Here is a 25,237-nt window from a genome sequence, read left to right on the forward strand (position 1 = left end):
GTCTTCGCACCCTGTTCCCCGACGCGAACCTCCACCTGATGTACGGCCTGACCGAAGCCTTCCGCTCGGCCAGCCTCGACCCCGACTTGGTCGACACGCACCCCGACAGCGTCGGCACCGCCATCCCCTTCGCCAAGCTGCGCATCGCGAAGCCCGACGGCTCCACCGCCGCCCCAGGCGAGGAAGGCGAATTGGTCCACGCCGGCCCGCTCGTTGCGAAAGGCTATTGGAACGACCCCGAGCGAACTGCCGCGCGCTTCCGCACCGGAGAGGTATGGTCGGGCGACACGATGGTGCTCGGCGACGATGGCCTGCTCCGCTTCCGCGGCCGGGACGATGCGATGATCAAGTCCAGCGGCAACCGCATCAGCCCGACCGAGATAGAGGAAGCCGCGCTTGCGTCGGGCGCGGTCAGCGAAGCCGCAGTGTTCGGCCTTCCGGACCCCAAGCTAGGCCAATCGATCGCGCTGATCGCCGTGCCCGCCGGCGCCGACTCCGAATTCCGTCTCCGCGCGCACTTCGCCGCCGAGCTCCCCGCCTTCATGCGCCCGTCGCGGATTGTGCTGATCGACCGTTTCCCGCTAGGCCCCAACTGCAAGGTGGATCGCGCTGCATTGCGCGCGATAATCGACGGGGAGGGGCCGTGATGAAGGCGATGGGGGCAATTCCGGCAGGCTTCGACGCAAGCGCCGACGGCACGCTGATGATCGGCGGCCGCGACGCTCGCGCCTTGGTCGCCAAAGCTGGAAGCACACCGTTGTTCGTCTATGACAACAACCTCATCGGCGCCAAGATAGCCCTGTTTCGCGCCGCGCTCCCCGACGGTCTTGGCCTGCATTATGCTGTGAAGGCAAACCCTTACCCGCCATTACTCGAATGGATTTGCAGGTTCGTCGACGGCTTCGACATCGCCTCGATCGGCGAATTGGAAGCGCTGGAGTCGGTCGAGGCTTGCGTCCTGCCGCTGAATTTCGCCGGCCCCGGCAAGACCGACCGCGAACTCAAGCGCGCGATTCAATCAGACGCCACGATCAGCGTCGAAAGCCCAAGCGAAGCCGCGCGCATCCTCGATATCGGCGGCAAGCTCGGCACCCGGCCCAAGGTAATGGTGCGGGTCAACCCGCCCTTCCAGCTCAAGGGCGCGGGGATGAAAATGGGCGGCGCGGCGTCGCCGTTCGGAATTGACCATGATCAGGCGGCCGAGGTCGTGCGCGGGCTGATCGAAGCCGGGGCCGACTGGCGCGGACTGCACTTTTATCCCGGCTCGCAATGTCTCGATTGGGCGGCGATCGTCGAGGCGCAGGGGGCCAGCGTCGCGCTCGCCGGGCAAATTGCTGACGCCGCCGGTGCCGAACCGCGCGAGGTCAACCTTGGCGGCGGGTTCGGGATTCCCTATTTCGCCGGCGAGGCCCCACTCGATCTTTACTCGATGGGCCAGGCGATGGGCGACATGCTGGCTGAAGTACCCGGCCCGCTATGCGCCAGCCGCTTCACGCTCGAACTTGGCCGCTGGCTGGTTGGCGAAGCCGGGGTCTATCTGACCCGCGTCACCGACCGCAAGGACAGTCGCGGCCAGCCGTTCCTGGTCACCGATGGCGGGCTCCAGCACATGCTCGCCGCATCGGGCAATTTCGGCCAGCTGCTGCGCCGCAATTACCCGGTCGCGGTTGCCACCCGTTATGGCGCGCCCGCCGAAGAAGCGGTCACCGTGGTCGGCAACCTGTGCACTCCGCTCGACCTGCTCGCCGACCAGGTCGAGCTCCCCCACGCGGACGTGGGCGACCTGATCGCGATCTTTTGCGCCGGTGCCTACGGCCTCACCGCCAGCCCTCAGGCGTTCCTCAGTCAGACCGCCGCCGGGGAAATGATGGTCTAGGGGTAACTTGCCTCGACGAAATACAGCCCCTCGGACGGCGCATTGAGCCCCAGCATGGCGCGATCCTTCGCCTCCAGCGCGACCAGCATGTCATGCGGCGTCCATTTGCCGATCCCGACCAGCCCAAGGCACCCCGTAATCGACCGCATCTGGTGATGCAGGAAACTGCGCGCGCTCGCGTGAATGTGGATTTCCTCGCCTCCGCGTACCACCGACAGGGTATCGAGCGTCTTGATCGGGCTGGCCGACTGGCAATGCGCCGAGCGAAAAGTGGTGAAATCATGCGTCCCCACCAGATGCGCCGCAGCCTCGGCCATGGCCGCTTCGTCCATGTCCTTGGAGATGTGCCACACCCGCCCACGATCGACCGCCGGCGGCGCGCGCCGATTGAGGATTCGATAAAGGTAACGCCGTCCAACGCACGAAAATCGCGCATGAAAATCATCGGGCACCGGCTCGACCGACAGGATCGACACCGGGTCGGGTCGGATCAGTGCATTGATCCCCTCGCGGAGCCGGTGCGGGGTGATCTCCTTGGCGATATCGACATGCGCCGCCATCCCCAGCCCATGCACCCCGGCATCGGTCCGCCCCGCGCCATGCACCGTCACGCCCTCGCCGGTCATCGCATCGATCGCGCGCTCGATCGCCGCCTGGACCGACGGATCGTCGACCTGCCGCTGCCAGCCGAAAAACGACCCGCCATCATATTCGACAATGAGCTTCCAACGCGTCACGCCAATCGCGTCCCGACCGGCACCGCAAACCCGCGCAGCAACGCGTCAAGCGACATCGGTGCCTTGCCCGCCCGCTGCACCACCTCCGGTCGAAGCGCGCCGTTTCCGCACCCAATCAACAGCCGGTCATCAATCACGCTGCCGGACATCCCTGAAACACTGACCGACTCCGCTGCCAAAACCTTAATCCGCTCGCCGTCAAACTCGAACCATGCACCAGGGAAGGGTGCCAACCCCTGCACCAGCCGCACCAACTCCCCCGCTGGCCGAGCCCAGTCGATCCGCGCCTCCTCCTTCGATATCTTGGCCGCATAGGTCACGCCCTCGTCAGGCTGCGGCACGAGCGGCAACGATCCCAGCTTGCTGAGCACCTCCACCACCGCTGCTGCTCCAGTTTCTGCAATCTCTTGCGTAAGTTGGCCAGCGCCCTTTCGATCAATCCTCACCTCACGCTTCAGCAGCATCGGTCCGGTATCCAGCCCCGCCTCCATCTGCATGATCGTCACGCCCGTGACTTCATCCCCCGCCATGATTGCGCGCTGGACAGGTGCCGCCCCGCGCCATCGCGGCAGCAGCGACCCGTGGACGTTCAGGCACCCGAACACCGGCAGGTCGAGCACCGGCTGCGGCAGGATCAGCCCGTAGGCCGCAACTACCCCGACGTCGGCATCGAACGCTGCAAATTCCGTCTGGGCCTCGGCTGTCCTCAGCGTCGTCGGCGACCGCACCGGGATCCCCAAGGTTTCCGCTCGAACCTGAATCGCCGTCGGCCGCAACGCCTTGCCCCGCCCGGCGGCTCGCGGCGGCTGGCAATAAGCCGCAACTACCTCATGCCCCGCCGCTACCAACGCATCCAGCGTCGGCACTGCAAAGTCCGGTGACCCCATGAAGATTATCCGCATGGCCAGCGCTATGCCGTGGCTTGCGCCCCCCGCCAAGCATCCTATGTCTCGCCGTTATGGCTTCGCACCAGATTGACGCGCTGACCCAGGCGCTGGCCCGGCTTCCCGGGCTTGGCCCACGCTCGGCGCGGCGCGCGGTGCTGCACCTGATGAAAAAGCGCGAAGGCGCGCTCGAACCCTTGCTCGCCGCATTGCAGTCGGTCGCTGACAACCTCTCGACCTGCTCGACCTGCGGCAATCTCGACACCCGCAATCCGTGCGCGATCTGCATCGATCCGCGCCGCGACGACAAGAGCCTGTGCGTGGTCGAGGAAGTCGCCGATCTGTGGGCGCTTGATCGCAGCCGGCTGTTCCCCGGCCGCTATCATGTACTTGGCGGCCGCCTGTCGGCGCTCGAAGGCGTCCGCCCAGAGGATCTCGGCATCGACAAGCTGGTCGCCCGCGTCACCGCCGGCGGCATCGACGAGGTTGTGCTTGCGATGAATGCCACGCTCGAAGGCCAGACCACCGCGCACTACCTCGCCGAGCGGCTCGACAAATTCCCCATCCGCCTGACCCAGCTCGCCCACGGCCTGCCGGTCGGTGGCGAACTCGATTATCTCGACGAGGGGACTTTGGCGCAGGCCTTGCGCGCCCGCCGCCCCGTCGCTTGAACCCGCTGACCTGAAAGCCTAAATCGCTCCCATGCCCTTACTTCGCATCTATGAAGCTCCCGATCCCATGCTCCGCCAGATCTCGACTCCGGTCGAGGCGATCGACGATGAATTGCGCGTCCTGATCGCCGACATGTTCGAAACGATGTACGACGCACCGGGGATCGGCCTTGCCGCGGTCCAGGTCGGCGTGCCCCGGCGACTATTGGTCATGGACCTGCAGGAACCGTCCGATCCCGATGATGAGGATAGTCCGCCGATCCGCCAGCCGCGGGTGTTCATCAACCCGGTGATCGAGAGCCACTCCGACAGCGAAGTCCCCTACACCGAGGGCTGCCTGTCGGTACCCGATCAATATGCCGAAGTGATGCGCCCCGACCATATTCGCGCGACCTGGATGGACGAGCATGGCAAGCGTCACGATCAGGAACTCGACGGCCTCCTCGCCATCTGCCTCCAGCATGAGATGGATCATCTCGAAGGCGTGCTGTTCATCGACCATTTGTCGAAATTGAAGCGCGACATGGTCCTGAAGAAACTTGCCAAGGCCCGCCGCGAGCGCGGCGCGATCGCCTTCTAGCTCAAACTCGCCGCCGCTTTCCGGCAATCCTCGGCACATTCGCGACAAATCTGCGCGCACAATTTGCAATGCTCCATGGCATGCTTCTCGCACTCCGCCGCGCAAGCATCGCACATCCGCGCGCACAGCTCGAGCAATTCGCGCAGCATCGGCTGGTCGTCGCCCGTCTGCCGCAGGCCAAGCCGCGCAGTCGCCTCGCAAATGTCCGAGCAATCCTGGGCCAGCCGGATGCACTGCGTCATGTCGTGCCCCGATTCCGCCATGCTCGCGTCGGCGCAGCTGGCACACATCTTCGCGCAATACATCAAATGATGCACCGCATCGCCTAGTGCCCGGTTGCCGCTGGCCTTGGGGTGGAGCGAAATCATCTTGCGAATGGACATAAATTCTCCTCGGAAGCGTGGTCCGCAGTCTGGGCCGGATGTTCCACTTGAGCAAGCGCCCGCGCGGCGCTAAGTTCACATTTCGTTCTTCTGAAGGATATCGCGTTGGATTCGACCCTGATCATCGTCGCGATCGTCGCGCTTGCGCTAGGCACGGCTCTCGGTTGGCTGCTTGGCTCGCGCGGCGCGGGGGCCGCGACCGAACGCGCGGCCCGCGCCGAGCAGCTCCAGAAACTGCTCGATGCCGTTACTGGCGAGCGCGACGAGGCGATCCGCGCCCGCGCCACGCTTGAGGCCGACGCGCGCAATTTCGACCAGCGCATGGACGATCTCAAGCAATCCAAGGATGCCCTGGTCGCGCAGTTCCGCACCATCGGCGACCAATTGCTCGAAAAGGCCCACAAGGATTTCCTCGACAAAGCGGGCGAGCGCTTCACCGCCGCCGACAAGGCGAGCGAGACCAAGCTCAAGGAGTTGCTCGCCCCGGTCGAGACCACGCTCAAGCGCTACGAGGAAGGGCTGCAGCGGGTCGAGAAAGAACGCATCGATCATTATGCCGGGTTGAAGGCGGTGGTCGAGCAGGTCCGCGAAGGGCAGGGCCGGGTGCGCGACGAAACCCGCAGCTTGGTCAACGCTTTGCGCTCATCGCCCAAAGCGCGTGGCCGGTGGGGCGAGCAGAGCCTCAAAAACGTGCTCGAGCAGGCGGGGCTAAGCCCGCACGCCGATTTCCGCACCGAAGTGTCGGTCGATACTGAGGACGGACGCCTCCGCCCCGACGTGATCGTCAACCTGCCCGGTGGCCGCAAGCTCGTGATCGACGCAAAATGCTCATTGAACGCTTTCCTCGACGCATCGGAGGAGGTCGATGACGATCGCCGCAAGGCGCACATGCTGGCGCACGTCGCCTCGATTCGTACCCACGCCCAGCAATTGGGGTCCAAGGCCTATTGGGCGCAGTTCGGCGATTCGGCGGATTATGTCGTGATGTATATTCCCGGCGAGCATTTCCTCACCGCCGCGCTCGAACAGGACGAAGGGCTGTGGGAATGGGCTTTCGAGCGCAAGGTATTGCTTGCCACGCCAACCAATCTCGTCGCCATCGCGCGCACCGTGGCAAGCGTCTGGAAGCAGGAGAAATTAACGGAGGCGGCGGATGAAATCGCAAGCCTGGGTAAGGAGTTGCACTCGCGTCTTGCGACCATGGCGCAACATATGGAGCGTGTCGGCAAGAACCTCTCGACCGCCAATAGCGCCTATAATCAGATGGTCGGCAGCTTCGAAAGCCAGGTGTTCACTCAAGCCCGCAGGTTCGAGACCTTGGGCGCGGGCAGCGCGAAGGAATTGCCTGTCCCACCGATGGTCGAAGCCAGCCCGAGGCCGCTGACCAAGTTGACCCCGCCCGCCGCCTCGAACGAAGACGACGCCGCGGCCTAGCGCCGCACCAGGTCGATCGAGCCCGCACTGCTCGTCAGCAACAGGCGGTTGCGCCCGACGACCTGCACCGTAATCAACTGGTCGAGGATCGCGCTGGCGTCGGTTTCGAAGCGCATGTTCGAACAAGCCATTTTCGTCGCAACCAACGCGCCTGCATCGAGCGTACTGCCGGTCTGGCTATACGTCCCGCCGATTGTGTTGCAGCCGAACTTGGCCGCAATCCGCCCGCTGTCGAAATCGAGATGATAGTCGCCTTGGCGCGGCACGGGTCGGCCATTGATCCGGGCCACCCGCCAGCGGGTCCGCTCAAGCGTTGTCTCGGGCCCGGCTTGCGGCGCGATGATTTGCGGATTGCCCCGCTCGTCGACGGTGGTGAAGAACGCCGCCGGCGCGCCGCAACCCTTATACTGGCGCCCGTCGACCGACACCTGGACGGTGTCGCGATAAGTGCGATCGCTCATCCCGTCGCTACACCGCGTATGCACGACGTTCACGTTGATCCGCCGTCCCTGGTAAATCTCGCCAGCAACGCCGTTGCGCACCGGCGGAGTCGGCTCGACCACCGAGACATTATTGCCGCGATCGGTAAAGCGCATGTCGCGGCCAATCGTCAGGTCCCAGAACGGCTCGGTCCCGACCGCGCGATAATCGCCCTGATTGACGGGCGGGCCGGGGTAAGGTGCGGGATAGGGCTCAGGATAGCCCTGATTGCCGTAAGGATCGGCAGGATAAGTCTGGCAAGCAGCGAGACCCAAAGCGAGCGGCACAAGGCCCAATATCATTCTCATACCGGAACAACCCGCCAACGCGCTCAGCGGTTCCGCCAACTTGCTTTCACCTGATAGGCCATCACCGCCGCCGCGATCGCCGCGTTGAGGCTGTCGGCGCGGCCGGCCATCGGGATTTTGACGAGGCAGTCGCACTCCGCTTCGTACATGGCGGGAAGTCCCTGGCTCTCGTTGCCGACCAGCAGGAAGCACGGCTGGTCGTAAGTGGCATCGAGGTAATTTACCTGTGTATTCAGGCTGGTACCGACCAATTGCCCAGGTTCGCTACGAAGCCAGGTGACGAAATCCTCCCACCGTGCGGTGGCGACCTTTTGCGTGAAGATCGCGCCCATCGACGCACGGACCGCCTCGACCGAGAAGGGGTCGGCGCAATCGTCGATCAGGATCAGCCCGCCCGCACCAACCGCGTCGCCGGTGCGCAGCATCGTGCCAAGGTTGCCCGGATCGCGCAGCGCCTGCGCCACCAGCCATAACGGCGCGGTCCCCCGGTCGATCGCGGAAAGTTCGGTCGGCGGTTGATTATAAACCCCCAGGATCGCCTGCGGATTATCTTTGCCGCTCATCTTGGCCAGGATGTCGGGCGTGGTCTCGATCACGTCTGCGCCCTTGGCCTCGGCTGCGGCGATGATTTCGGCGGCGAGCGGATGAACGCCCCCAGCGGGCGCATAAGCGATCACCATCGGCAGGACGCCGCTGTCACGCGCTTCGGTCAGGATGCGCAGCCCCTCGGCGAGGAACTTGCCCTCGGCCTTGCGCTCTTTCTTGTCACGTAAGGACCGGATCCGCTTGACGGTATCGTTGGCGAAGCTGTGGATTTCGCGCGGCAAGGCTCAGTCCTCGCCGAACCGCTCTTCGATCAGCTTGGACAATTGCTCGAGCGAATCTTCGGCACCGTCGCCCGAGACATGCAGCGTGACGTCATCGCCCATCGCCGCGCCGAGCATCATCAGCCCCATGATCGATGTACCGCACACCTTGTTACCATCCTTCTCGACCTCGATTGCGGACGGCAGTCCGGCGGCGAGGTTGACGAATTTGGCACTCGCCCGGGCGTGAAGCCCGCGCTTGTTGGTCATCCGGACGGTGCGGCTGAGCGCGTTCAAGCCGCAGCTTCCCCGAGAATTTCGGATGCGACGCTGATATATTTGCGCCCCGCTTCGCGCGCCGCGGCGACGGCGGCTTGCACCCCCATCACCTTGCGCGCGCCCTCAAGGCGGATCAGCATCGGCAAATTGACCCCGGCGATAACCTCGATGTCGCTGCTCTTCATCAGGCTGATGGCAAGGTTGGACGGGGTGCCACCAAACAAGTCGGTCAGGATGATCACGCCGGTGCCATCGCTGACCCGCGTGATTGCGTCGGCAATATCCTTGCGCCGTGCTTCCATATCGTCGTCGGCCTCGATGCAAATCCCCTCGACCGCTTCTTGCGGGCCGACGACATGCTGCAGGGCCGTGATGAACTCCGCCGCCAGGCGGCCGTGGGTCACCAACACTAATCCGATCATTTACTCACCTGGTTCGCTTGCCGTCCCGTCGGGGCGGGTGTCTTCCACGCTATCGCTCGGTTGGGATGACAAGTCACGGTGGCGGATATTCGCCGGAAATCCCGCAACGCGCAACCGCTCCGCCATTTCGAGCGCCGCCGCCACCGATCGATGACGCCCGCCAGTGCAGCCGAACGCCACCGTCAGATAGCTTTTGCCGGCGGCCCAATAGCGGGGAATGAGGTCGGATAGAAGCGATTCTATCGTCGCCATCGATTGCGCCCAGCCGGGATCGGCGGCGCAATAGTCCTGCACCGCCTTATCGGTACCGGTCAGCGGGCGAAGCGCGTCGATCCAGTGCGGATTGGGGACGAAACGCATGTCGAACACCAGGTCGGCCGTCCGCGACATGCCGCGCGAATAACCGAATGACGTCACCGTGATCACCGGATGGTCGCGATCCTCGCCATAGCGGATGCGCAATTCGTCGCGCAGCTCGGCGGGGGTCAAATCGGTGGTGTCGAGGACCGAGTCGGCAGTTTGGCGCAGTGCCGCTGTGACCCGCCGGTCGCGGGCAATTCCATCTTCGGCGGTGCGGTCGCGGGCGAGTGGGTGGCGACGGCGAGTCGCATTATAGCGGCGGCTGAGTTCGACGTCAGAGCAGTCGAGATACAGGATTTCGGGGGTGACCCCCTCAATCGCGCGGACGATATCGGGCAAGCGATTAGCGTCGAAGCCGCGGCTGCGCGAGTCCATCCCGACCGCCGCAGGCACAAGCTGGCCGGTCTTGCGCTCGCCGTGGATAAAATCGGCCAGCAACGCGACGGGCAAATTGTCGACGCAATCCCAGCCCATATCCTCCAGCGCATCGAGCACGGTCGATTTGCCCGCGCCCGACATGCCGGTGACAAGCAGCAGGCGCGGCTGGCCCGTCATGCGATCATTCCAAGTGCCAGCTCAATCTTGATCGGGGCCGACGCGGTCATCGCGTCAAGGCTGATCTCCGGCACTGCCACGCCCAAAATTATGTGGCTTTCACCCTCAGGCAAGCGTTTGACTTCATTGGTCAATGTCACCCACAAGCACACCGCCGCGCGATCCGCATGATCTACCTCAACGATGCCGATTCCCCGCACTTCAATCTTCCCCCGGATCGTCCCCGGCGCGCTCGCGATCGGCTTGCCATCGGCTTTGCTGATCAGGGTCTGATCATCGCTCACCAGCACGAACCCCCGATCGATCAGCCGCAATGCCAGGTCCGACTTGCCCGATCCCGAGCGACCAGCAATCACCACTCCCCGGCCATCCTTGGCGACGGTGGTGGCGTGGACCATTTCGGATGACAGGCGCTGGCTCATTCGACGTCCGCCGCAGCGGGCAGGTTGATCGTGAACCGCGCCCCCGATGGCGCATCGTCGCGGTCGGCGACATCGATCTCGCCGTCATGCCCCTCGACGATGGCGCGTGCGATGGCGAGGCCGAGCCCCGAATGGCGGCCGAAACTTTCGCTCGCCGGTCGGACCGAATGAAACCGGTTGAAGATCGCCTCGCGAAGATCGTCGGGGACGCCCGGCCCTTCGTCATCGATCCGGATCAGGATCCGGTCGCCGACATGGATTGCGGCAATCTCGACCAGGCCTTCGGGTGGCGAGAAACTGATCGCATTGTCGATGATATTGTCGATTGCGCGGGCCAGTCGCCCCGGCTCGCCAAGCACGAACGTGCTCGCCCGCCGCGGCCGCGCAAAGGCCAGTCGTACCGTCCCGGTTTCGCGGCGCTGCTCCCAGCCCAAGACGATTTGTTCGATCAACGGCCCCAAATCGACCGGCTCGAACCGCGCCCGGGCAAGTTCGGCATCGGTTCGCGCGGCCTCACTGACGTCGCCGATCAGACGGTCAAGGCGAAGGACGTCCTGGCGCACCACGTCGAGCAATTGTTTGCGCAGGGCGGGGTCGTCGATCCGGTCGAGGCCGTCGACCGCACTGCGCAGCGAGGCGAGGGGGTTCTTAAGCTCGTGCGTAACGTCGGCGGCAAACGCCTCGATATTATCGATCCGCATTCGCAGCGACTGGCTCATATCGCTGACTGATCGTGCGAGCAGGCCAATCTCGTCGCGGCGCGAGGGCAGGCGGGGAACGCGCACCTCGCGCGCCCGGCCGAGGCGGACGCGGTGCGCGGCAATGGCAATTCGCCGCAGTGGACGAACGATCGTCCGCGCCAGGAACAACGACAGCAGCACCGACAGCAAGGCCGCGACACCAAGCGCAATGGCCAATGTTCCCCGCTGGCTTCGCACCGTGCGCGTAAAGTCGCGATCATTGGCGGTGACCAACAGTGTGGAATCATCAGCGAGCGGTGCGACGGCGGAGAATACCGGCGTCAGGTCAGGCGCCTGCCGAACCGTGACCGCCGCCTTGCCCTTCGCTCGAGCCTCGCCAACCTCGGGCCACTCGCCGGCGATGTCGACCTGTGGCTCGATAAAGTCCTCGGGGGTTCTAGCGCCGACCAGGATATTGAACCCGCGGTCGAGCGATCGGGCCACGCCTTTTCGCCACGCCTCGGTCGCCGGGTCGCGCAGGGCATAGGTCTTAGGTGCCGCCGCCCAGCTATCCTCGATCTTGGTCCCGGCCCGATCAAAAATGCGCAGGCGCGAGCGGCTCTCGCGGCCGATCGAGCGGAGCAAATCGGCGTCGGCGGCGACCGGCGATCGGCCGATGGCGATTGCGGTCAGCCGGGCCTGCTCGAGGATCCGCGCCTGCCGCTCGTCCTGCAATTGGTTGCGATAGGCGTCGAGGGTGATCACCGACAGGGCAATGATGGCGAGCGTGAGGATGTTCACCGCAAGAATGCGGTGCGTGAGAGTCCACCGCCCCGACCAGCTCAGGGCGAGATCGGACTCGTCATTCTTCTCCGAAGCGGTAGCCGACGCCATAGAGGGTCTCGATACCATCAAATTCGCCATCGACCGCACGGAACTTGCGGCGGATGCGCTTGATGTGACTGTCGATCGTGCGATCGTCGACATAGACGTCGTCCTGATAGGCGATATCGAGCAATTGGTTGCGCGATTTGACCACCCCCGGGCGCTGGGCCAGCGCGTCGAGGATCATGAATTCGGTGACGGTCAGGACAACGTCCTTGTCATCCCACCGGACCTTGTGGCGCGGCGGGTCCATCACCAGCCGACCCCGAATGACCAATTCGTCTTCCGGTTGGTCATTGCCCTGCAAGGCCTGCCCGCGCTCGAGGTCGCGGCGACGCAGGATCGCGCGGACCCTGGCGATCAGCAGCCGCTGGCTGAATGGCTTGGCGATATAATCGTCGGCCCCCATGGCGAGGCCCAGCGCCTCGTCGAGCTCATCATCCTTCGAGGTGAGGAAGATCACCGGCATCGCGCCGAGCGGTCCGCCGACCTCGCGCACCCGGCGGAGCAATTCCATCCCGTCCATCTGCGGCATCTTGATGTCGAGCACCGCTAGGTCGGGTGGATTGTCGCCAAAGGCCTTGAGCGCGGTTGCCCCGTCGGAATAGACCCGCGTGCCGAAACCCTCGGCCTGAAGCGCGATCGACACCGAGGTCAGGATGTTGCGATCGTCGTCGACGAGCGCGATCACGTGGCTCATCACCGCTCCTTGCCCGGCGAAGCGATAGCCAGCGGGGGCAGAGCGCACAAGGGAGGCAAATTGGGAGCGCTCACAACTTTGACCGCCCTGTGGCCGCTCTGTATAGGCCGCTTCAATATTTCAAAGGCGACTTCTCGAAAGAGGATTTGCCGTTTCAGACCAAGGAGATAGTGAGTGAGCGAGCGCAAGCCGGCGCATGGCCTCGAGGCCCAGGGGTTCAATGTGCCTGCCGCAGTCCACTGGAACCTCACCACTGGCCCGTTGGTCGAAAAGGCGATCGAGCGCGGCGAAGGCAAACTCACTGCCCACGGCGCGCTGCTGGTGGATACCGGCAAATTCACCGGACGCAGCGTGAAGGACAAATATATCGTCCGCGATGCGGCCACCGAAGGCACCATCAACTGGGGCCCGATCAATCAGCCGATGTCGAGCGAGCATTGGGCCAATTTGAAGGCTGACTTCACGGCTGCGCTGGCCGAGCAGCAGGAGCTCTATGTCGCCGACCTGTTTGGCGGGTCGCAGCCGGAATATCGCGTCAACGTGCGGGTCATCAACCAGATGGCGTGGCACAATCTGTTCATCCGGACCTTGCTTGTCCGCCCGGCGGCGGCGGAGCTGGTCGACTTCGTTCCCGAATATACGATCGTCAACTTGCCCAGCTTCAAGGCCGACCCGGTGCGGCACGGCTGCCGCAGCGACACGGTGATCGCAGTCAACTTCACCGACAAGTTGATCCTGATCGGGAACACCGAATATTCGGGTGAGATGAAGAAGGGCGTGTTCGGTCTGCTGAATTTCCTGCTGCCCGCGCAGGGCGTGATGCCGATGCATTGCTCGGCCAATATCGGTGCCGACGGCAAAAGCGCGATCTTCTTCGGCCTGTCGGGCACCGGCAAGACGACGCTGTCGGCCGATGCCAGCCGCACGCTGATCGGCGACGATGAGCATGGCTGGTCTGACCAGGCGGTGTTCAACTTCGAAGGCGGCTGCTACGCCAAGATGATCAACTTGTCCGCCGAGGGCGAGCCGGAAATCTATGCCACCACGCGGATGTTCGGCACGATCCTCGAGAATGTCGCGATGGACGAAGTGACCCGCGAGCTCGACTTCACCGACGCCAGCAAGACCGAAAATACGCGCGGTGCCTATCCGATCGAATTCATTCCCAACGTGTCGAAACAGAATCTCGGTCCCGCGCCGTCGAACGTCATCATGCTCACCGCCGATGCGTTCGGCGTGCTGCCTCCGATCGCGCGACTGACCGCCGACCAGGCGATGTACTATTTTCTGTCGGGCTACACCGCCAAGGTCGCCGGCACGGAAATCGGCGTGACTGAGCCGGAAGCGACCTTTTCGACCTGCTTCGGGGCTGCGTTCATGCCGCGTCATCCCAGCGTATATGGCAATCTCCTGAAGGGACGAATCGCACGCGGTGGGGCGCAGTGCTGGCTGGTCAACACCGGCTGGACCGGCGGCAAATATGGCACCGGCAAGCGCATGCCGATCAAGGAAACCCGCGCCTTGCTCAATGCCGCGCTCGACGGGTCGCTCAACAATGTCGAGTTCCGCAAGGATCCCAACTTCGGGTTCGAAGTGCCGGTCGCGGTACCGGGCGTCGACACCAGCATCCTCGACCCGCGTTCGACCTGGGCCGACCAAGACGCGTACGACACCACGGCCGCGAAATTGGTCGACCTGTTCGTCGCCAACTTCACCGGCTTCGCCGATCATGTTGAAGAGGGCGTTCGACAAGCCGGGCCGAAAGCCGAAGCCACCGCCTGACTTGCCCGACCATTGCGCGGGCCTTGTGAAAGTCCCGTTCGATGACCGATTACGTAGTTCGCCATTTCGCTGACGAGGAAGCCATTGCCCATGTGGGCGAGGGGTTCCTCGCGCGCACCCTGCTCAAGACCGAATGGACCCACGAAGCGCATCTCGCGACCACGATTTATCTAACGCTGCGCTATCCCGAAATCGATCTTGATGCCGCTCTCCCCGACATGATCCGCGCCTATAATGAAAGCGTCGGTGGTGTGAACGATGACACGCAGGGCTATCACGACACGATCACCCGCGCTTATCTGCACGGCGTTCGCTTGTTCCTCGCCGGCACCAATCGCGCTGCGCCGCTCCACGAACTCGTCAACGCCTTGCTCAATTCGCCGATGGGAAAGCGCGACTGGCCTTTGTGCTTCTGGTCTAAGGAGCGGCTAATGAGCGTTGAAGCGCGTCGTGCCTGGGTCGATCCCGACCTTGAGCGGCTGCCCTAGACCCTCGACCCCCGCACATAAGCGGCGACATTCTTGCCGAGCACGTCGAGCGGGACGTTGCCGCCCTTGACCACCGTGTCATCAAACGCCCGCAAATCGTAGCGTGTTCCGAGCGCGGCCTTCGCCAGATCGCGCTGGCGCAAGATCTCGCTGTGGCCGACCTTGTAGCCGCAGGCCTGACCCGGCCAAGTGCAGTATCGGTCGACTTCATTGGCGACTTCGAGCGGGTTGGAGCCGTTGCGCTCGACGAAGAATTGCACCGATTGAGCGCGCGTCCAGCGCTTGGCGTGGAGGCCGGTGTCGACCACCAGCCGGCACGCGCGGAAGGCCAGACTCTGGAGATAACCCAAGCGCCCGACGATGAAATCGTCATAGACGCCAAGCTCGTCGACCAGTTGCTCGGCATAAAGACCCCAGCCTTCGGAATAAGCATTGAACGCCAGCAAGGTGCGGATGAGCGGCAATGTGTTGGCATATTCGCCCTGCCACACGTGACCCGGGATCGCCTCGTGCGCGGCGAGGTCGGGCAGGCTGTAGCGGGAGTGCAGGCTGGTTTCGCGCAGGTTGATCCAGAATTTGCCGGGAATCGTGCCGTCGGGTGAGCCAGCACCGCCATAGGCACCGGGTGCGCCGGGTTCTTCCTCGGGCGGCATGCGTTTGACTTCAAGGTTGCCCGGCACCAACGTGTTGAACGCGCGGGGCATTTGGGCGCGGATGAGTGCCAGGCGCTGGTTGATGAACGCGAAAATTTCGGCGCGGCCCGTGTCGCCCTCGCTGAACTGATAACGCTTGTCTGTGGCGAGCGCCTTCATCCGCTCCCCGACGCTGCCCGCCGTGTAGCCGAGCGAGCGCAGGATCGGATCCATCCGTCCCTGCAGCTCGGCAAGCTGGTCGAGGCCCATCTGGTGGACCTCGTCGGGGGACATATTCGTGGTGGTCGAGGCCTTTAGCGCCCAGCGATAATAATCGTCGCCGTCGGGCAGTGCCCAGACCCCGGCGTTGGTCCCGGCGCGGGCGCGCTGGGCGGTGAGCTCGGCGATCTGGCTCGTCAGCGCGGGAACGACCTGCTGCGCCACGATCGACCGTGCGCGGCCACTCCAGTCGCCAGGAATGTCTTTTGTCCGGGCAGTCAGGCTGTCGACGAGTCCGCCACCCTTGCTTGCGCCATCAAGGCTGACGCCGAGCTGTTTCAGTGCGCGGTCGAGCGCGAACGCAGGCGGTATGACGCCTTGCGCAGTGGCCGAGCGGAGCCGACCGGTTTCGCCATCGAGCTGGTCGCCATAGCTCGACAGCCGCGCCAGATAGGCTTCGGCGTCGCTGGCGTTCTTGACCGGATGATCGGTGTCGAGAAAGCGCGGCACGTCGATGAACGCGCCGACATTCTGGATCACGACATAGGGGCTGTTACGATACCCCCCGACCGCGACGTCGCCATAGGGAAAGGCAAAGCCTTCGAGCGCGGTCGTGTAAGCCGATTTGACCACTTCGATGCTGGTCGCGGTGGCGAAGTTCATGGCGTTGGTATCGGTTGCGCTGGCGCGAGCGAGATCGGCGCGGATGGTTGCGGCGATACGGGCCTGGCCGGACGCGCTGCGGTCGGTGAGCAAGCGGCGCAGCGGCGCGCGCTGGCCGATGTCGATCGCGAGGCTGGTCGCGCCTTCCGGATATAGCCCGATCAGATTGTCGCCGAACGAGGTTAGCAAGGCAGCGCCATCGGCCTCGCTCATCGCGCTGGCGACGGGGAGGGGGCCGGCCGTGGCCACGCGCGGCGTAACGCTGCAGCCGCCCAGGGCTACCCCGGCGGCGCCGGCGCTCAGCGTGATCATTGCCTCGCGGCGGCTAATCTCGAAGGATGTCATCTTAGTCTCCGCTTAAGCGTCTGTTTCGATCGCCAGTGGCGTGGTCCGGACGACGCTCAGGCTATTGCCGTCGACCTCGATGATACGGACTTTCTCGCCCGCTGCGGCCGGCCCGCCGCGTGCGGTCCATTCGCCGTCGCCAACTTTGACCCGCCCGCCATTATCGTCGACCGGATCGACCACGGTGACGATCTTGCCGATCATCCGCTTGCTCGGGTCGTTGAGCTTGATCGACTGGTCGGCGTGGTCGGGCTCGGCATACCAGCGCTTGCCGATCATCAGCGCCAGCGCGGTATAGATCACGAACAGCACGAGCTGCGGCGCGAGGCCGAGGTCGAACAGCAAGGTGAACAGCCCGGTGGCGATCGCTGCAACGCCAAGGAAGACGAGGAAGAAGCCCGGCGCTACAATCTCAGCGATAAGCAGCACCAGGCCGCCGATCGCCCACATCCAGCCGGGGTGAAGGTCGAACATCAGTCTTTCCTCTCGACGCGTGGCACCGAGGGAACGATACCCTCGGCGAGGTCCTTGCCGATCGCTTCACGCGCCAGCGCGCCAATCCCGCCGAGCGTGCCCATCAGTTGAGTCGCCTCGACCGGGAACAGGATCGTCTTGGCATTGGGGGACGTCGCGAACATCCCGATCGCTTCGACATATTTTTGGGCGATGAAATAATTGATTGCCTGGACGCTGCCGCCTTCGATCGCGTCGCTCACCGACTTGGTCGCATTGGCCTCGGCCTGGGCAGCGCGCTCGCGCGCTTCGGCGTCGCGGAAGGCCGCTTCCTTCATTCCCTCGGCCTGCAAGATCCGCGCCTGCTTTTCGCCCTCGGCGCGGAGGATTTCGGACTGGCGCATGCCTTCGCTCTCGAGGATCGAGGCACGTTTTTCGCGCTCGGCCTTCATCTGGCGGGTCATGGCGTTGACGATATCCGCTGGCGGGCGAATGTCCTTCAGTTCGACGCGGGTGATCTTGACCCCCCAGCTCTCGGTGGCGTGATCGACCACGTTGAGCAACCGGGCGTTGATCTCGTCACGCTTGGACAACGTCTCGTCGAGGTCCATCGAGCCCATCACGGTGCGCAAGTTGGTCGTCGAGAGCGCCATGATCGCGGTGTAGAGATCGCTCACTTCATAGGCCGCCTTGGCCGCGTCGAGCACCTGGAAGAACACCACCCCGTCGACCGCGACCATCGCATTGTCCTTGGTGATGATCTCCTGCCCCGGAATGTCGAGCACTTGTTCCATCATGTTGATTTTGCGGCCGACGCGATAGATGAACGGAGTCACCAAATTCAGTCCCGGCTCGGCGACGCGGGTGAATTTGCCGAACCGCTCAATGGTGTACCGATAGCCCTGGTGGACAATTTTGACGCTCATCATCGCGATCAAAAGCGCGATGACGGCCAGTCCGATTAGAAAGATCTCCATGGTTTTCCCCTTTGGTCCCCGCCATGATGCAAGGCGCCACGCGTTTCGTGAAGGAAAATCAACATGACACTCGACCTGTTCGCCAGGCCGGCGCTGCTTTTTCTACCAGCGAGCAATTCGCGGGCGATTGCCAAGGCGCGCGACTCGGGGGCTGACATTACGGTGCTCGACCTTGAGGATGCGGTGAAGGCGGAGGACAAAGCGGCGGCACGCGCGGCGGCAGTCGCGGCCGTGGCCGAGCCGTGGGCAATGCCTGTCGCGATCCGGATCAATGGCGTTGGGACGGTCGAGCATGATGCCGATCTTGCGGCGGTGCTGGCGTCGAACTGCGACCTGATCATCGTGCCGATGGTCGATCAGCCGCTGGCAATCACCGGCAAGCCCGTCGCGGCGATGATCGAGACAGCGGCGGGGGTGCTTGCTGCACCTGCTATTGCGCACACGGTCAGTGCATTGATTGTCGGCACCAACGATCTTTCTGCAAGCCTGAGACTGCCGGCGATCGATCGCGGATCGATGGGATTTGCGCTCCAGTCGGCAGTGGTCGCGGCGCGCGCTGCGAGGGTCGCGGTGTTCGACGGCGTCTTCAACCGGCTCGATGATCCCGATGGCCTGGCGCGCGAATGTGCCGACAGCCGGGCATTGGGGTTCGACGGCAAGTCGCTGATCCATCCCGACCAGATCCTGCCGTGCCAGGCAGCGTTTGCGCCGAGCGATGCGGAGCTTGCGCGGGCGCTGCGGCTGGTTGCGGCGGCGAGCGGCGGGGCCGAGCGGTTCGAAGGCGCGATGATCGAGGACATGCATGTCGCGGCGGCGCGTCGGTTGCTGGCGGCGCGATGAGGTTTTCCGCTTTCGCGGCAGCCGTGTTGCTGGCGGGCTGTGCAACTGTCCCACCGCCCGTTCAGCCGGCCATCACCGAAGCCGCGATCCGGAAGACGATCTCCGTGCTGGCCAGCGATTCGTTCGAAGGGCGAATGGCGGGGACGCCTGGCGAGGCAAGGACGATCGCCTATCTTGCCGAACGATTTCGCTCGGCGGGGCTGAGCAATGGCGCGCGCGGGCCGCTGCCTTATCTCGACCCGTTCGCCATTATCGCCCGGCCGGTAAAGCCAGTCCCGCTCCATCCTGCCGCTCCGTCAGCGCAGGAGGAGTTCACCGCGCACATCCAGCGACTCGGCAATTTCACCAGTCACAATGTGATCGGATTGGTGCGCGGGCGACATCCCGACGGGCGCGCGGTGTTGCTGATGGCGCATTGGGATCATCTCGGGATTTGCGCCCCGCACGCCGCCGACAAAGTCTGCAACGGGGCGATCGACAATGCCAGCGGGGTCGCGGCGCTGGTCGCGGTGGCGGGGCAGGTGGCAAATATGGGGCTCGACCGCGACGTGTGGTTCGTCGCCACCGGGGGCGAAGAATGGGGGCTGCTCGGTGCCCGGGCCTTCGCCGACAAGCCACCATTGCCGCTGGCCAGCATCGTCGCGGGGTTTAATCTCGACACAATCGCGATTGCACCGGCGGGCGCCCGCGTGGCGATGGTTGCGCCGCCGCACGCCAGGCTCGAGCCGTTGGTCCGGCTGGCTGCGGCAGCGATGGGGCGCGGGTGGGATGGCGATCATCAGGCCGACAGCTTCCTGCGCCGACAGGATGGCTGGGTGCTAGCCGAGCGCGGGGTGCCGATGGTCATGGCGGGGGGAAGTTTCAGCGACCTCAAGCTGCTCAACGCGTTCCTCAAATCCGATTATCACCAGCCGAACGACGAGCTTCGCGCCTCGACCGATCTTGGCGGGGCGACCGACGATGCCAACCTTCACGTCGAGCTCGTTCGGCGCGCCGCGAGTCGCAACTTCAGCGGGCGCTGAGACCCGCCCCCTTGGCGAATCGCTCGCATGCTGCCAAAGGTGCGCATGGCCGATAACAACTCCATCGCTGACATCCCATTGGGGCTGACCTTCGACGACGTGCTCCTGCAGCCGCGCGAAAGCTCGGTGCTTCCGAGCCAGGCCGACACCCGCAGCTTCCTGACCAAAGGCATCCCGCTCAACATCCCGATGCTGTCATCGGCGATGGACACGGTGACCGAAGCCGACATGGCGATCGCGATGGCGCATCTCGGCGGGATCGGGGTGCTGCACCGCAATCTCGACATCGAGGCGCAGGTTGCCGCGGTGCGCGTGGTCAAACGGTTCGAGAGCGGGATGGTGGTCAACCCGATCACCATGGGCCCCGACCAGACCTTGGCCGAGGCGCTTGAGTTGATGCGAGCTAACCGGATCAGTGGCATCCCGGTGGTCGAGGCCAATGGCAAATTGGTCGGGATCGTCACCAACCGCGACGTCCGCTTTGCCGAGCATCCGGCGCAAAAAGTCCGCGAGCTGATGACCAGCGAAAACCTCGCCAAGGTCGCGCCGGGAACCAGTTCCGAAGACGCGCGCCGGATCCTGCATCAACGGAGGATCGAGAAATTGCTGGTGGTCGACAAGGCCGACCACATTGTCGGGCTGATCACGGTCAAGGATATCGAGAAATCGGTCGCCTCACCGCTTGCCACCAAGGACGAGCAGGGCCGGCTTCGGGTGGCGGCCGCGACCACCGTCGGCGATGCCGGGTTCGAACGCTCGCAGGCGCTGATCGATGCGGGCTGCGACTGCATCGTGATCGACACCGCGCACGGCCACAACACCGCCGTTTCGGCTGCGGTCGAGCGGCTCAAGAAGGTCAGCAACAACGCCCAGATCATTGCCGGCAATGTCGCCACTGGCGAGGCGGCGGCAGCATTGGCCGGGGCCGGGGCTGACGCGATCAAGGTCGGGATCGGGCCAGGATCGATCTGCACCACGCGAATCGTTGCTGGCGTCGGTGTTCCCCAATTGTCGGCCATCATGGATGCGGCAGCGGCGGCGAAAAAGGCCGGCGTGCCGGTGATCGCCGATGGCGGCATTCGCACCTCGGGCGATATCGCCAAGGCGCTTGCCGCCGGCGCGTCGACGGTAATGGTCGGCTCTTTGCTCGCCGGGACCGAGGAAGCGCCGGGCGAGACCTTCCTGTATCAGGGCAGGGCGTACAAATCGTACCGTGGCATGGGCAGCGTCGGCGCAATGGCGCGCGGATCGGCCGATCGTTATTTCCAGCAGGACATCAAGGATCAATTGAAATTGGTGCCTGAGGGCATTGAAGGCCAGGTGCCGATCAAGGGCCCGGTGCGCGACATCATCCACCAATTGGTTGGCGGGGTGAAAGCCGCAATGGGCTATACCGGCGCCGCCACGATAGCCGACTTGCAGGATCGGGCGCGGTTCGTTCGGATTACCAATGCCGGGCTTAGTGAAAGCCATGTCCATGACGTCGCGATCACTCGGGAAGCCCCCAATTATCCGACTCGTTAGGCGATGATACCCGCCGCCCGAGTCCAGGCCGCCGTCGAGATTCTAGACATTGTCATCGCCGCCGCGCGCGATGATGGCCCACCGGCGGATGTTGTCGTCTCCAATTATTTCAAGACCCGGCGGTATGCGGGATCGGGCGACCGGCGCGCGGTTCGCGAACTGGTCTATCGCGCGATCCGGCGCTCGGGCGAGCGGCCCGTTGATGGACGGGCAGCAATGCTCGGGCTCGACGACGCGGCGGCGCTGTTCGGCGCTGGCGGGCATGCCCCGGCGGCGGTTGGCGACGGCGAGGTCGCGGCTGGCGAGCGACTGATCCCGGGCTGGATCGAAGGCGAATTGTCGCCGTTGGTCGGCGCGGACGAGTGGCCGGCATTGCTCGAGCGCGCGCCGCTCGACCTGCGCGTCAATGTCGCCAAAGCCGACCGCGATTCGCTACTTGCCGCATTCGACGGTGCCGAGCCGACTCGGCTAAGCCCGTGGGGATTGCGGCTCCCCGCCGACAGCCAGATCGAACAGCATGAGGCAATGCTCGGCGGGTTAGTCGAGGTCCAGGACGAGGGCAGCCAGCTGATCGCGCTGGCGTGCGGTGCGACGGGCGCGGTCAATATCATCGATCTGTGCGCCGGCGCTGGCGGCAAGGCACTCGCGCTTGCTGCTGCCGCACCCGAAGCGGACATCATCGCCTGTGACACCAACCGCGGACGGCTGTCCAAGCTGGCACCGCGCGCGGCACGGGCCGGGGCGACGATCGACGTCCGCTTGCTCGACGGCGGGCGCGAGGCGGAAATGCTCGACGACTTGCGCGATCAGGCGGATATCGTTCTGGTCGACGCCCCCTGCTCAGGCACCGGCACCTGGCGGCGCAACCCGGAAGGGCGCTGGCGGCTGTCGCCCGACGGGCTCGACAAAGTGGTGGCGTTGCAAGCGCATCTGCTCGATCTCGCCGTGCCGCTAGTCAGGCCGGGCGGGAGCCTGGTTTACGCCGTCTGCTCGATCCTCGGGCGGGAGGGCGCGGGTCAGATTGCCGATTTCTTAGGGCGGCATTCATCTTGGGCGGTGCACACGATGCCCGACGGATTTGGCGAAGATTTCGGTCGGGTCGATGGCGGCGGGCGATTGCTCACCCCGGGCAGCGACCGGACCGACGGCTTTTTCGTCGCGCGGCTAAAGAGGTCATGCTAGGACCGCATGGTGATCGATTGGAGAATTTGATGCGTCTGTCCCCGCTTGTACTGGTGTTCGGCCTAGCCGCATCGTCGTTGGCTGTTCCGGGCGTAAGCCAGCGCCCCGACGATCAGCTGACACCCAAGTCGGTCGCGTTGGTCAAACAAGGCGAGGCGAGTGCTGCCGCTGGCCGCTATGCCGAGGCCGACGATGCGTTCGAAACCGCGCTTGCGGTCGATCCGCGCAACCGTGCCGCGTTCGTCGCAATGGCGCGGGTGGCGGCCAAGCAGAAATTATACGGCCAGGCGATCCGCTTCACCAACAAGGCGCTCAGCCTCGAGCCGACTGACCGCAGCGCGCTGGCCGTGCAGGGTCAGGCGATGGTCGAAATCGGCGCTGCGGGCCGGGCCAAGGAAGTGCTCGCCAAGCTCCAGACGGTCTGCGCCGGAGCGTGCCCCGAGGCAACGACGCTGAGTGCGGCGATTGCGCGCGGGCCAACGATGGCGGCGGCCAAGCCGGCGGAAAAGGCCAAGACCAAGACCAATTAAGTTAGTCGGCGAGCGACCTCGACGAAATCCTCGACGCTGAGCGTTTCGGCGCGGCGAGAGGGGTCGATATTCAACGTTGCAAGCGCGTCGAGCGCACCGGGCATGCCCTTGAGGCTTTGACGGAGCATCTTGCGGCGCTGGCCGAACGCTGCGGCGGTGACCTTTTCAAGCACGGCATGCGACACCCCCGGCGGCATTGGCGCGGGGCGCAAGTGGACGACTGCGCTCATTACCTTGGGCGGCGGGACGAACGATGAGCGGTGAACCAGCATCGAGATTGACGCGCTTGATCGCCATTGCGACGCCACTGCCAGGCGGCCGTAATGGTCGCTTCCGGGCTTGGCGACGATCCGCTCGGCGACTTCGCGCTGGAACATGAGGGAGAGTGATGCCCACCATGGCGGCCATGCCTCGCCGCCGAGCCAGCGCAGCAGCAGCGCGGTGCCGACATTGTACGGCAAATTGGCAACGACATGCACGCCTTGGCCGAGCGTGGCGGGTTCATCGATTGCGAGTGCGTCGCCTTCGATGAGGGTGAGCTTGCCGGGAAAAGCGCTGTCGAGTTCGGCCAGCGCGGGCAAGCAACGGCGGTCGCGCTCGACGGCAGTGACCTTGGCACCCGTGTCGAGCAAGGCGCGGGTCAGCCCGCCGGGACCGGGGCCGACCTCGTAGACCGTCGCGCCGTCGAGCGGGCCGGGGATGGCGGCAATCCGCGCGAGCAATTGCCGGTCGAGGATGAAATTCTGGCCGAGCGCCTTCGACGCTTGCAGTCCGTGGCGGGCGATGACGTCGCGTAGGGGTTCGGGCGCGTCGCTCACCGCCGGAGCGCGGCGCTCGACGCAGCGAGGCGAATCGCGGCGGCCATCGCGCGTGGATCGGCAATGTCCTGACCGGCGATATCGAAGGCGGTGCCATGATCGGGCGCGGTGCGGACGATCGGCAGCCCCAAGGTGACGTTGACGCCTTCCTCGAAATGCAGCGCCTTGAGCGGAATCAGGGCCTGGTCATGGTACATGCACAAAGCGGCGTCGTAGCGCGACCGGGCGGCGGTGTGGAACATGGTATCGGCGGGCATTGGCCCGGTGACGTCCCATCCCTCGGCACGGAGCGCGTCGATCGCCGGCTGGATGATGTCGATATCCTCACGCCCCAACGCGCCGCCTTCGCCCGCATGGGGGTTGAGCGCGGCCACCGCGAGCCTCGGCTCGGCAATCCCGAAATTGCGCTGCAGACCGCGCAACGTGACCCGGCCGCGCGATTCGATCATCGCGCTGCTGAGCAGGCCGGCGACGTTGGCGAACGGGACGTGGGTGGTGACGGGGACGGTGCGAAGCGTCGGCCCGGCGAGCATCATCGCCACATTGGCGGGCGAAATGCCGCAACGCTCGGCGACGAATTCGGTCTGGCCGGGGTGGGCGAAACCGATCGCGTACAGCTGTTGCTTCGACACCGGGCCGGTCACGACCGCGCCGGCCGAACCAGAGCGGGCCAGCCCGACCGCAAGCTCGAGCGAATCGAGCGAACAATGCGCCCCGATTATGCTCGGGTAGCCAAGGCGATGGATTTCGCTGCACGGAATGTGGAGCAAGGGCAGGCCCACATCGAAGGCCGCATCGGCATCGTGAAGATCGTCGATCTGCTCGATCGGGCCGTCCCACACCAGTTCCAGGCTGCGCGCATCGCCGACTGCGACGAACGGCGGCAGGCCGAACGCGGCGCGATTATCCCAGCATTTGGCGACCACTTCGGGACCGATCCCAGCGGGGTCGCCAAGCGAAACTGCAAGCGGGGGGAGCGCGGAAGCCATTGCTGGCTGCCTTAGCCGCCGATCCTAGCGAAAGTCGATGATCGCATCCCGACGAAGATCGCGCAGATAACGGCGGGCACGAATATTGACCCGCTCCTCGTTCATCTGGTCACGCACCTGCTCATAGCTCGGCAGGCCCGGCGTGACTTCATCGCGGCCGCAGATCACCAGCACTCGGACACCTTCTTCGAACGAGCCGAACGGACGGGTTGCCTGGCCGACCTGCATCGGCAGCATCATCGTCTGCAGCGCGTCGGGTAGCTCCTTGAGCTTGACCCCGTCTGACTGGACGACCTCGGCACGGAATTCGG

The 25,237-nt window shown here is 64.7% G+C and carries 28 protein-coding genes and 1 pseudogene; 12 read left to right on the forward strand and 17 right to left on the reverse strand.

Annotated features, from left to right (window positions below; all coding sequences use genetic code 11):
• Together RMN73_RS01800 and RMN73_RS01805 are read left to right on the forward strand one after the other, a co-directional pair.
• On the forward strand, positions 1-647 hold a 647-nt coding region (locus RMN73_RS01800; RefSeq protein WP_309601608.1), incomplete at its 5' end, for an AMP-binding enzyme.
• Positions 647-1,876: a pyridoxal-dependent decarboxylase, exosortase A system-associated gene (locus RMN73_RS01805; RefSeq protein WP_309601609.1), complete on the forward strand. Its 1,230-nt coding sequence runs from the start codon at positions 647-649 to the stop codon at positions 1,874-1,876. The genes RMN73_RS01800 and RMN73_RS01805, both read left to right, overlap by 1 nt.
• Here the strand turns inward: RMN73_RS01805 and truA are convergent.
• Together truA and fmt are read right to left on the reverse strand one after the other, a co-directional pair.
• On the reverse strand, positions 1,873-2,613 hold the full coding sequence (truA, locus tag RMN73_RS01810; protein ID WP_309601610.1) for a tRNA pseudouridine(38-40) synthase TruA: 741 nt from the start codon (positions 2,611-2,613) through the stop codon (positions 1,873-1,875). The two genes, RMN73_RS01805 and truA, sit on opposite strands and share 4 nt — an antisense overlap.
• Positions 2,610-3,515 (reverse strand): methionyl-tRNA formyltransferase, encoded by a 906-nt coding sequence (gene fmt, locus RMN73_RS01815; RefSeq protein ID WP_309601611.1) that lies wholly within the window; start codon positions 3,513-3,515, stop codon positions 2,610-2,612. Before fmt ends, truA begins: the two co-directional genes overlap by 4 nt.
• A 56-nt stretch (positions 3,516-3,571) precedes the next feature.
• On the opposite strand from fmt, the gene recR reads away from it, so the two are divergent.
• Both recR and def read left to right on the forward strand, forming a co-directional pair.
• Positions 3,572-4,168 carry a recombination mediator RecR gene (recR, locus tag RMN73_RS01820; protein WP_309601612.1) on the forward strand — a complete coding sequence of 199 codons (597 nt, stop codon included), beginning with the start codon at positions 3,572-3,574 and terminating at the stop codon, positions 4,166-4,168.
• 31 nt (positions 4,169-4,199) lie between these two features.
• On the forward strand, positions 4,200-4,748 hold the full coding sequence (gene def / locus RMN73_RS01825) for a peptide deformylase (RefSeq protein WP_309601613.1): 549 nt from the start codon (positions 4,200-4,202) through the stop codon (positions 4,746-4,748).
• Here the strand turns inward: def and RMN73_RS01830 are convergent.
• Positions 4,745-5,131, reverse strand: a complete 387-nt coding sequence (locus tag RMN73_RS01830) for a four-helix bundle copper-binding protein (protein ID WP_309601614.1) — start codon at positions 5,129-5,131, stop codon at positions 4,745-4,747. The two genes, def and RMN73_RS01830, sit on opposite strands and share 4 nt — an antisense overlap.
• A gap of 105 nt (positions 5,132-5,236) precedes the next feature.
• Here RMN73_RS01830 and rmuC point away from each other — a divergent pair, with 105 nt between their 5' ends.
• Positions 5,237-6,565 carry a DNA recombination protein RmuC gene (gene rmuC, locus RMN73_RS01835; protein WP_309601615.1) on the forward strand — a complete coding sequence of 443 codons (1,329 nt, stop codon included), beginning with the start codon at positions 5,237-5,239 and terminating at the stop codon, positions 6,563-6,565.
• Here rmuC and RMN73_RS01840 read toward each other — a convergent pair.
• From RMN73_RS01840 to RMN73_RS01875, 8 genes are read right to left on the reverse strand one after another with little or no spacing between them, the layout of a single operon-like run.
• A complete protein-coding gene (locus RMN73_RS01840) occupies positions 6,562-7,353 on the reverse strand; it encodes an META domain-containing protein (RefSeq protein ID WP_309601616.1) in 792 nt (263 codons plus the stop codon). The genes rmuC and RMN73_RS01840 overlap by 4 nt on opposite strands.
• A gap of 23 nt (positions 7,354-7,376) precedes the next feature.
• Entirely contained in the window at positions 7,377-8,180 is an 804-nt protein-coding gene (locus tag RMN73_RS01845; RefSeq protein WP_309601617.1) for an RNA methyltransferase, read from the reverse strand.
• A 3-nt stretch (positions 8,181-8,183) separates the two neighbouring features.
• Positions 8,184-8,456 (reverse strand): HPr family phosphocarrier protein, encoded by a 273-nt coding sequence (locus RMN73_RS01850; RefSeq protein ID WP_309601618.1) that lies wholly within the window; start codon positions 8,454-8,456, stop codon positions 8,184-8,186.
• Positions 8,453-8,860, reverse strand: coding sequence for a PTS sugar transporter subunit IIA (locus RMN73_RS01855; RefSeq protein ID WP_309601619.1), 408 nt, complete (start codon positions 8,858-8,860; stop codon positions 8,453-8,455). The genes RMN73_RS01850 and RMN73_RS01855 overlap by 4 nt, the downstream gene beginning before the upstream one ends.
• Positions 8,861-9,775 carry an RNase adapter RapZ gene (rapZ, locus tag RMN73_RS01860; protein ID WP_309601620.1) on the reverse strand — a complete coding sequence of 305 codons (915 nt, stop codon included), beginning with the start codon at positions 9,773-9,775 and terminating at the stop codon, positions 8,861-8,863.
• A complete protein-coding gene (locus RMN73_RS01865; protein ID WP_309601621.1) occupies positions 9,772-10,197 on the reverse strand; it encodes an aldolase in 426 nt (141 codons plus the stop codon). Before RMN73_RS01865 ends, rapZ begins: the two co-directional genes overlap by 4 nt.
• Entirely contained in the window at positions 10,194-11,771 is a 1,578-nt protein-coding gene (locus tag RMN73_RS01870; RefSeq protein WP_309601622.1) for an ATP-binding protein, read from the reverse strand. Before RMN73_RS01870 ends, RMN73_RS01865 begins: the two co-directional genes overlap by 4 nt.
• Complete coding sequence (locus tag RMN73_RS01875) at positions 11,740-12,462, reverse strand: response regulator transcription factor (protein WP_309601623.1); 723 nt, start codon at positions 12,460-12,462, stop codon at positions 11,740-11,742. The genes RMN73_RS01870 and RMN73_RS01875 overlap by 32 nt, the downstream gene beginning before the upstream one ends.
• A 174-nt stretch (positions 12,463-12,636) precedes the next feature.
• Between RMN73_RS01875 and RMN73_RS01880 the strand changes: the two genes are divergently transcribed.
• Positions 12,637-14,244, forward strand: a complete 1,608-nt coding sequence (locus tag RMN73_RS01880; RefSeq protein WP_309601624.1) for a phosphoenolpyruvate carboxykinase — start codon at positions 12,637-12,639, stop codon at positions 14,242-14,244.
• A 41-nt stretch (positions 14,245-14,285) separates the two neighbouring features.
• Positions 14,286-14,732, forward strand: coding sequence for a hypothetical protein (locus tag RMN73_RS01885; protein ID WP_309601625.1), 447 nt, complete (start codon positions 14,286-14,288; stop codon positions 14,730-14,732).
• On the opposite strand, the gene RMN73_RS01890 is transcribed toward RMN73_RS01885, so the two are convergent.
• From RMN73_RS01890 to RMN73_RS01900, 3 genes are read right to left on the reverse strand one after another with little or no spacing between them, the layout of a single operon-like run.
• Positions 14,729-16,591 carry a DUF885 domain-containing protein gene (locus tag RMN73_RS01890; protein ID WP_309601626.1) on the reverse strand — a complete coding sequence of 621 codons (1,863 nt, stop codon included), beginning with the start codon at positions 16,589-16,591 and terminating at the stop codon, positions 14,729-14,731. The genes RMN73_RS01885 and RMN73_RS01890 overlap by 4 nt on opposite strands.
• Before the next feature lie 12 nt (positions 16,592-16,603).
• Positions 16,604-17,065, reverse strand: a complete 462-nt coding sequence (locus RMN73_RS01895) for an NfeD family protein (RefSeq protein WP_309601627.1) — start codon at positions 17,063-17,065, stop codon at positions 16,604-16,606.
• The gene (locus tag RMN73_RS01900; protein ID WP_309601628.1) at positions 17,065-18,021 is read right to left on the reverse strand and encodes an SPFH domain-containing protein; all 957 of its coding nucleotides are present in this window, start codon (positions 18,019-18,021) and stop codon (positions 17,065-17,067) included. The genes RMN73_RS01895 and RMN73_RS01900 overlap by 1 nt, the downstream gene beginning before the upstream one ends.
• Before the next feature lie 63 nt (positions 18,022-18,084).
• On the opposite strand from RMN73_RS01900, the gene RMN73_RS01905 reads away from it, so the two are divergent.
• From RMN73_RS01905 to RMN73_RS01925, 5 genes are read left to right on the forward strand one after another with little or no spacing between them, the layout of a single operon-like run.
• Positions 18,085-18,861 (forward strand): CoA ester lyase, encoded by a 777-nt coding sequence (locus tag RMN73_RS01905; protein ID WP_309601629.1) that lies wholly within the window; start codon positions 18,085-18,087, stop codon positions 18,859-18,861.
• Positions 18,858-19,883 (forward strand): M28 family peptidase, encoded by a 1,026-nt coding sequence (locus RMN73_RS01910; protein WP_309601630.1) that lies wholly within the window; start codon positions 18,858-18,860, stop codon positions 19,881-19,883. Before RMN73_RS01905 ends, RMN73_RS01910 begins: the two co-directional genes overlap by 4 nt.
• A 45-nt stretch (positions 19,884-19,928) precedes the next feature.
• Positions 19,929-21,407, forward strand: a complete 1,479-nt coding sequence (gene guaB / locus RMN73_RS01915) for an IMP dehydrogenase (protein ID WP_309601631.1) — start codon at positions 19,929-19,931, stop codon at positions 21,405-21,407.
• A 3-nt stretch (positions 21,408-21,410) separates the two neighbouring features.
• A complete protein-coding gene (locus RMN73_RS01920) occupies positions 21,411-22,589 on the forward strand; it encodes an RsmB/NOP family class I SAM-dependent RNA methyltransferase (RefSeq protein ID WP_309601632.1) in 1,179 nt (392 codons plus the stop codon).
• A 29-nt stretch (positions 22,590-22,618) separates the two neighbouring features.
• Positions 22,619-23,119 carry a tetratricopeptide repeat protein gene (locus tag RMN73_RS01925; protein WP_309601633.1) on the forward strand — a complete coding sequence of 167 codons (501 nt, stop codon included), beginning with the start codon at positions 22,619-22,621 and terminating at the stop codon, positions 23,117-23,119.
• Here RMN73_RS01925 and rsmA read toward each other — a convergent pair.
• From rsmA to RMN73_RS01940, 3 genes and pseudogenes are all read right to left on the reverse strand, one after another.
• Entirely contained in the window at positions 23,116-23,937 is an 822-nt protein-coding gene (gene rsmA / locus RMN73_RS01930; RefSeq protein WP_309601634.1) for a 16S rRNA (adenine(1518)-N(6)/adenine(1519)-N(6))-dimethyltransferase RsmA, read from the reverse strand. The genes RMN73_RS01925 and rsmA overlap by 4 nt on opposite strands.
• Positions 23,934-24,926 carry a 4-hydroxythreonine-4-phosphate dehydrogenase PdxA gene (gene pdxA / locus RMN73_RS01935; RefSeq protein ID WP_309601635.1) on the reverse strand — a complete coding sequence of 331 codons (993 nt, stop codon included), beginning with the start codon at positions 24,924-24,926 and terminating at the stop codon, positions 23,934-23,936. Before pdxA ends, rsmA begins: the two co-directional genes overlap by 4 nt.
• 24 nt (positions 24,927-24,950) lie before the next feature.
• A pseudogene (locus tag RMN73_RS01940) lies at positions 24,951-25,237 on the reverse strand (peptidylprolyl isomerase); the annotation flags it as partial.

Source organism: Sphingomonas sp. (genome assembly GCF_031372575.1).
GTDB lineage: Bacteria > Pseudomonadota > Alphaproteobacteria > Sphingomonadales > Sphingomonadaceae > Sphingomicrobium.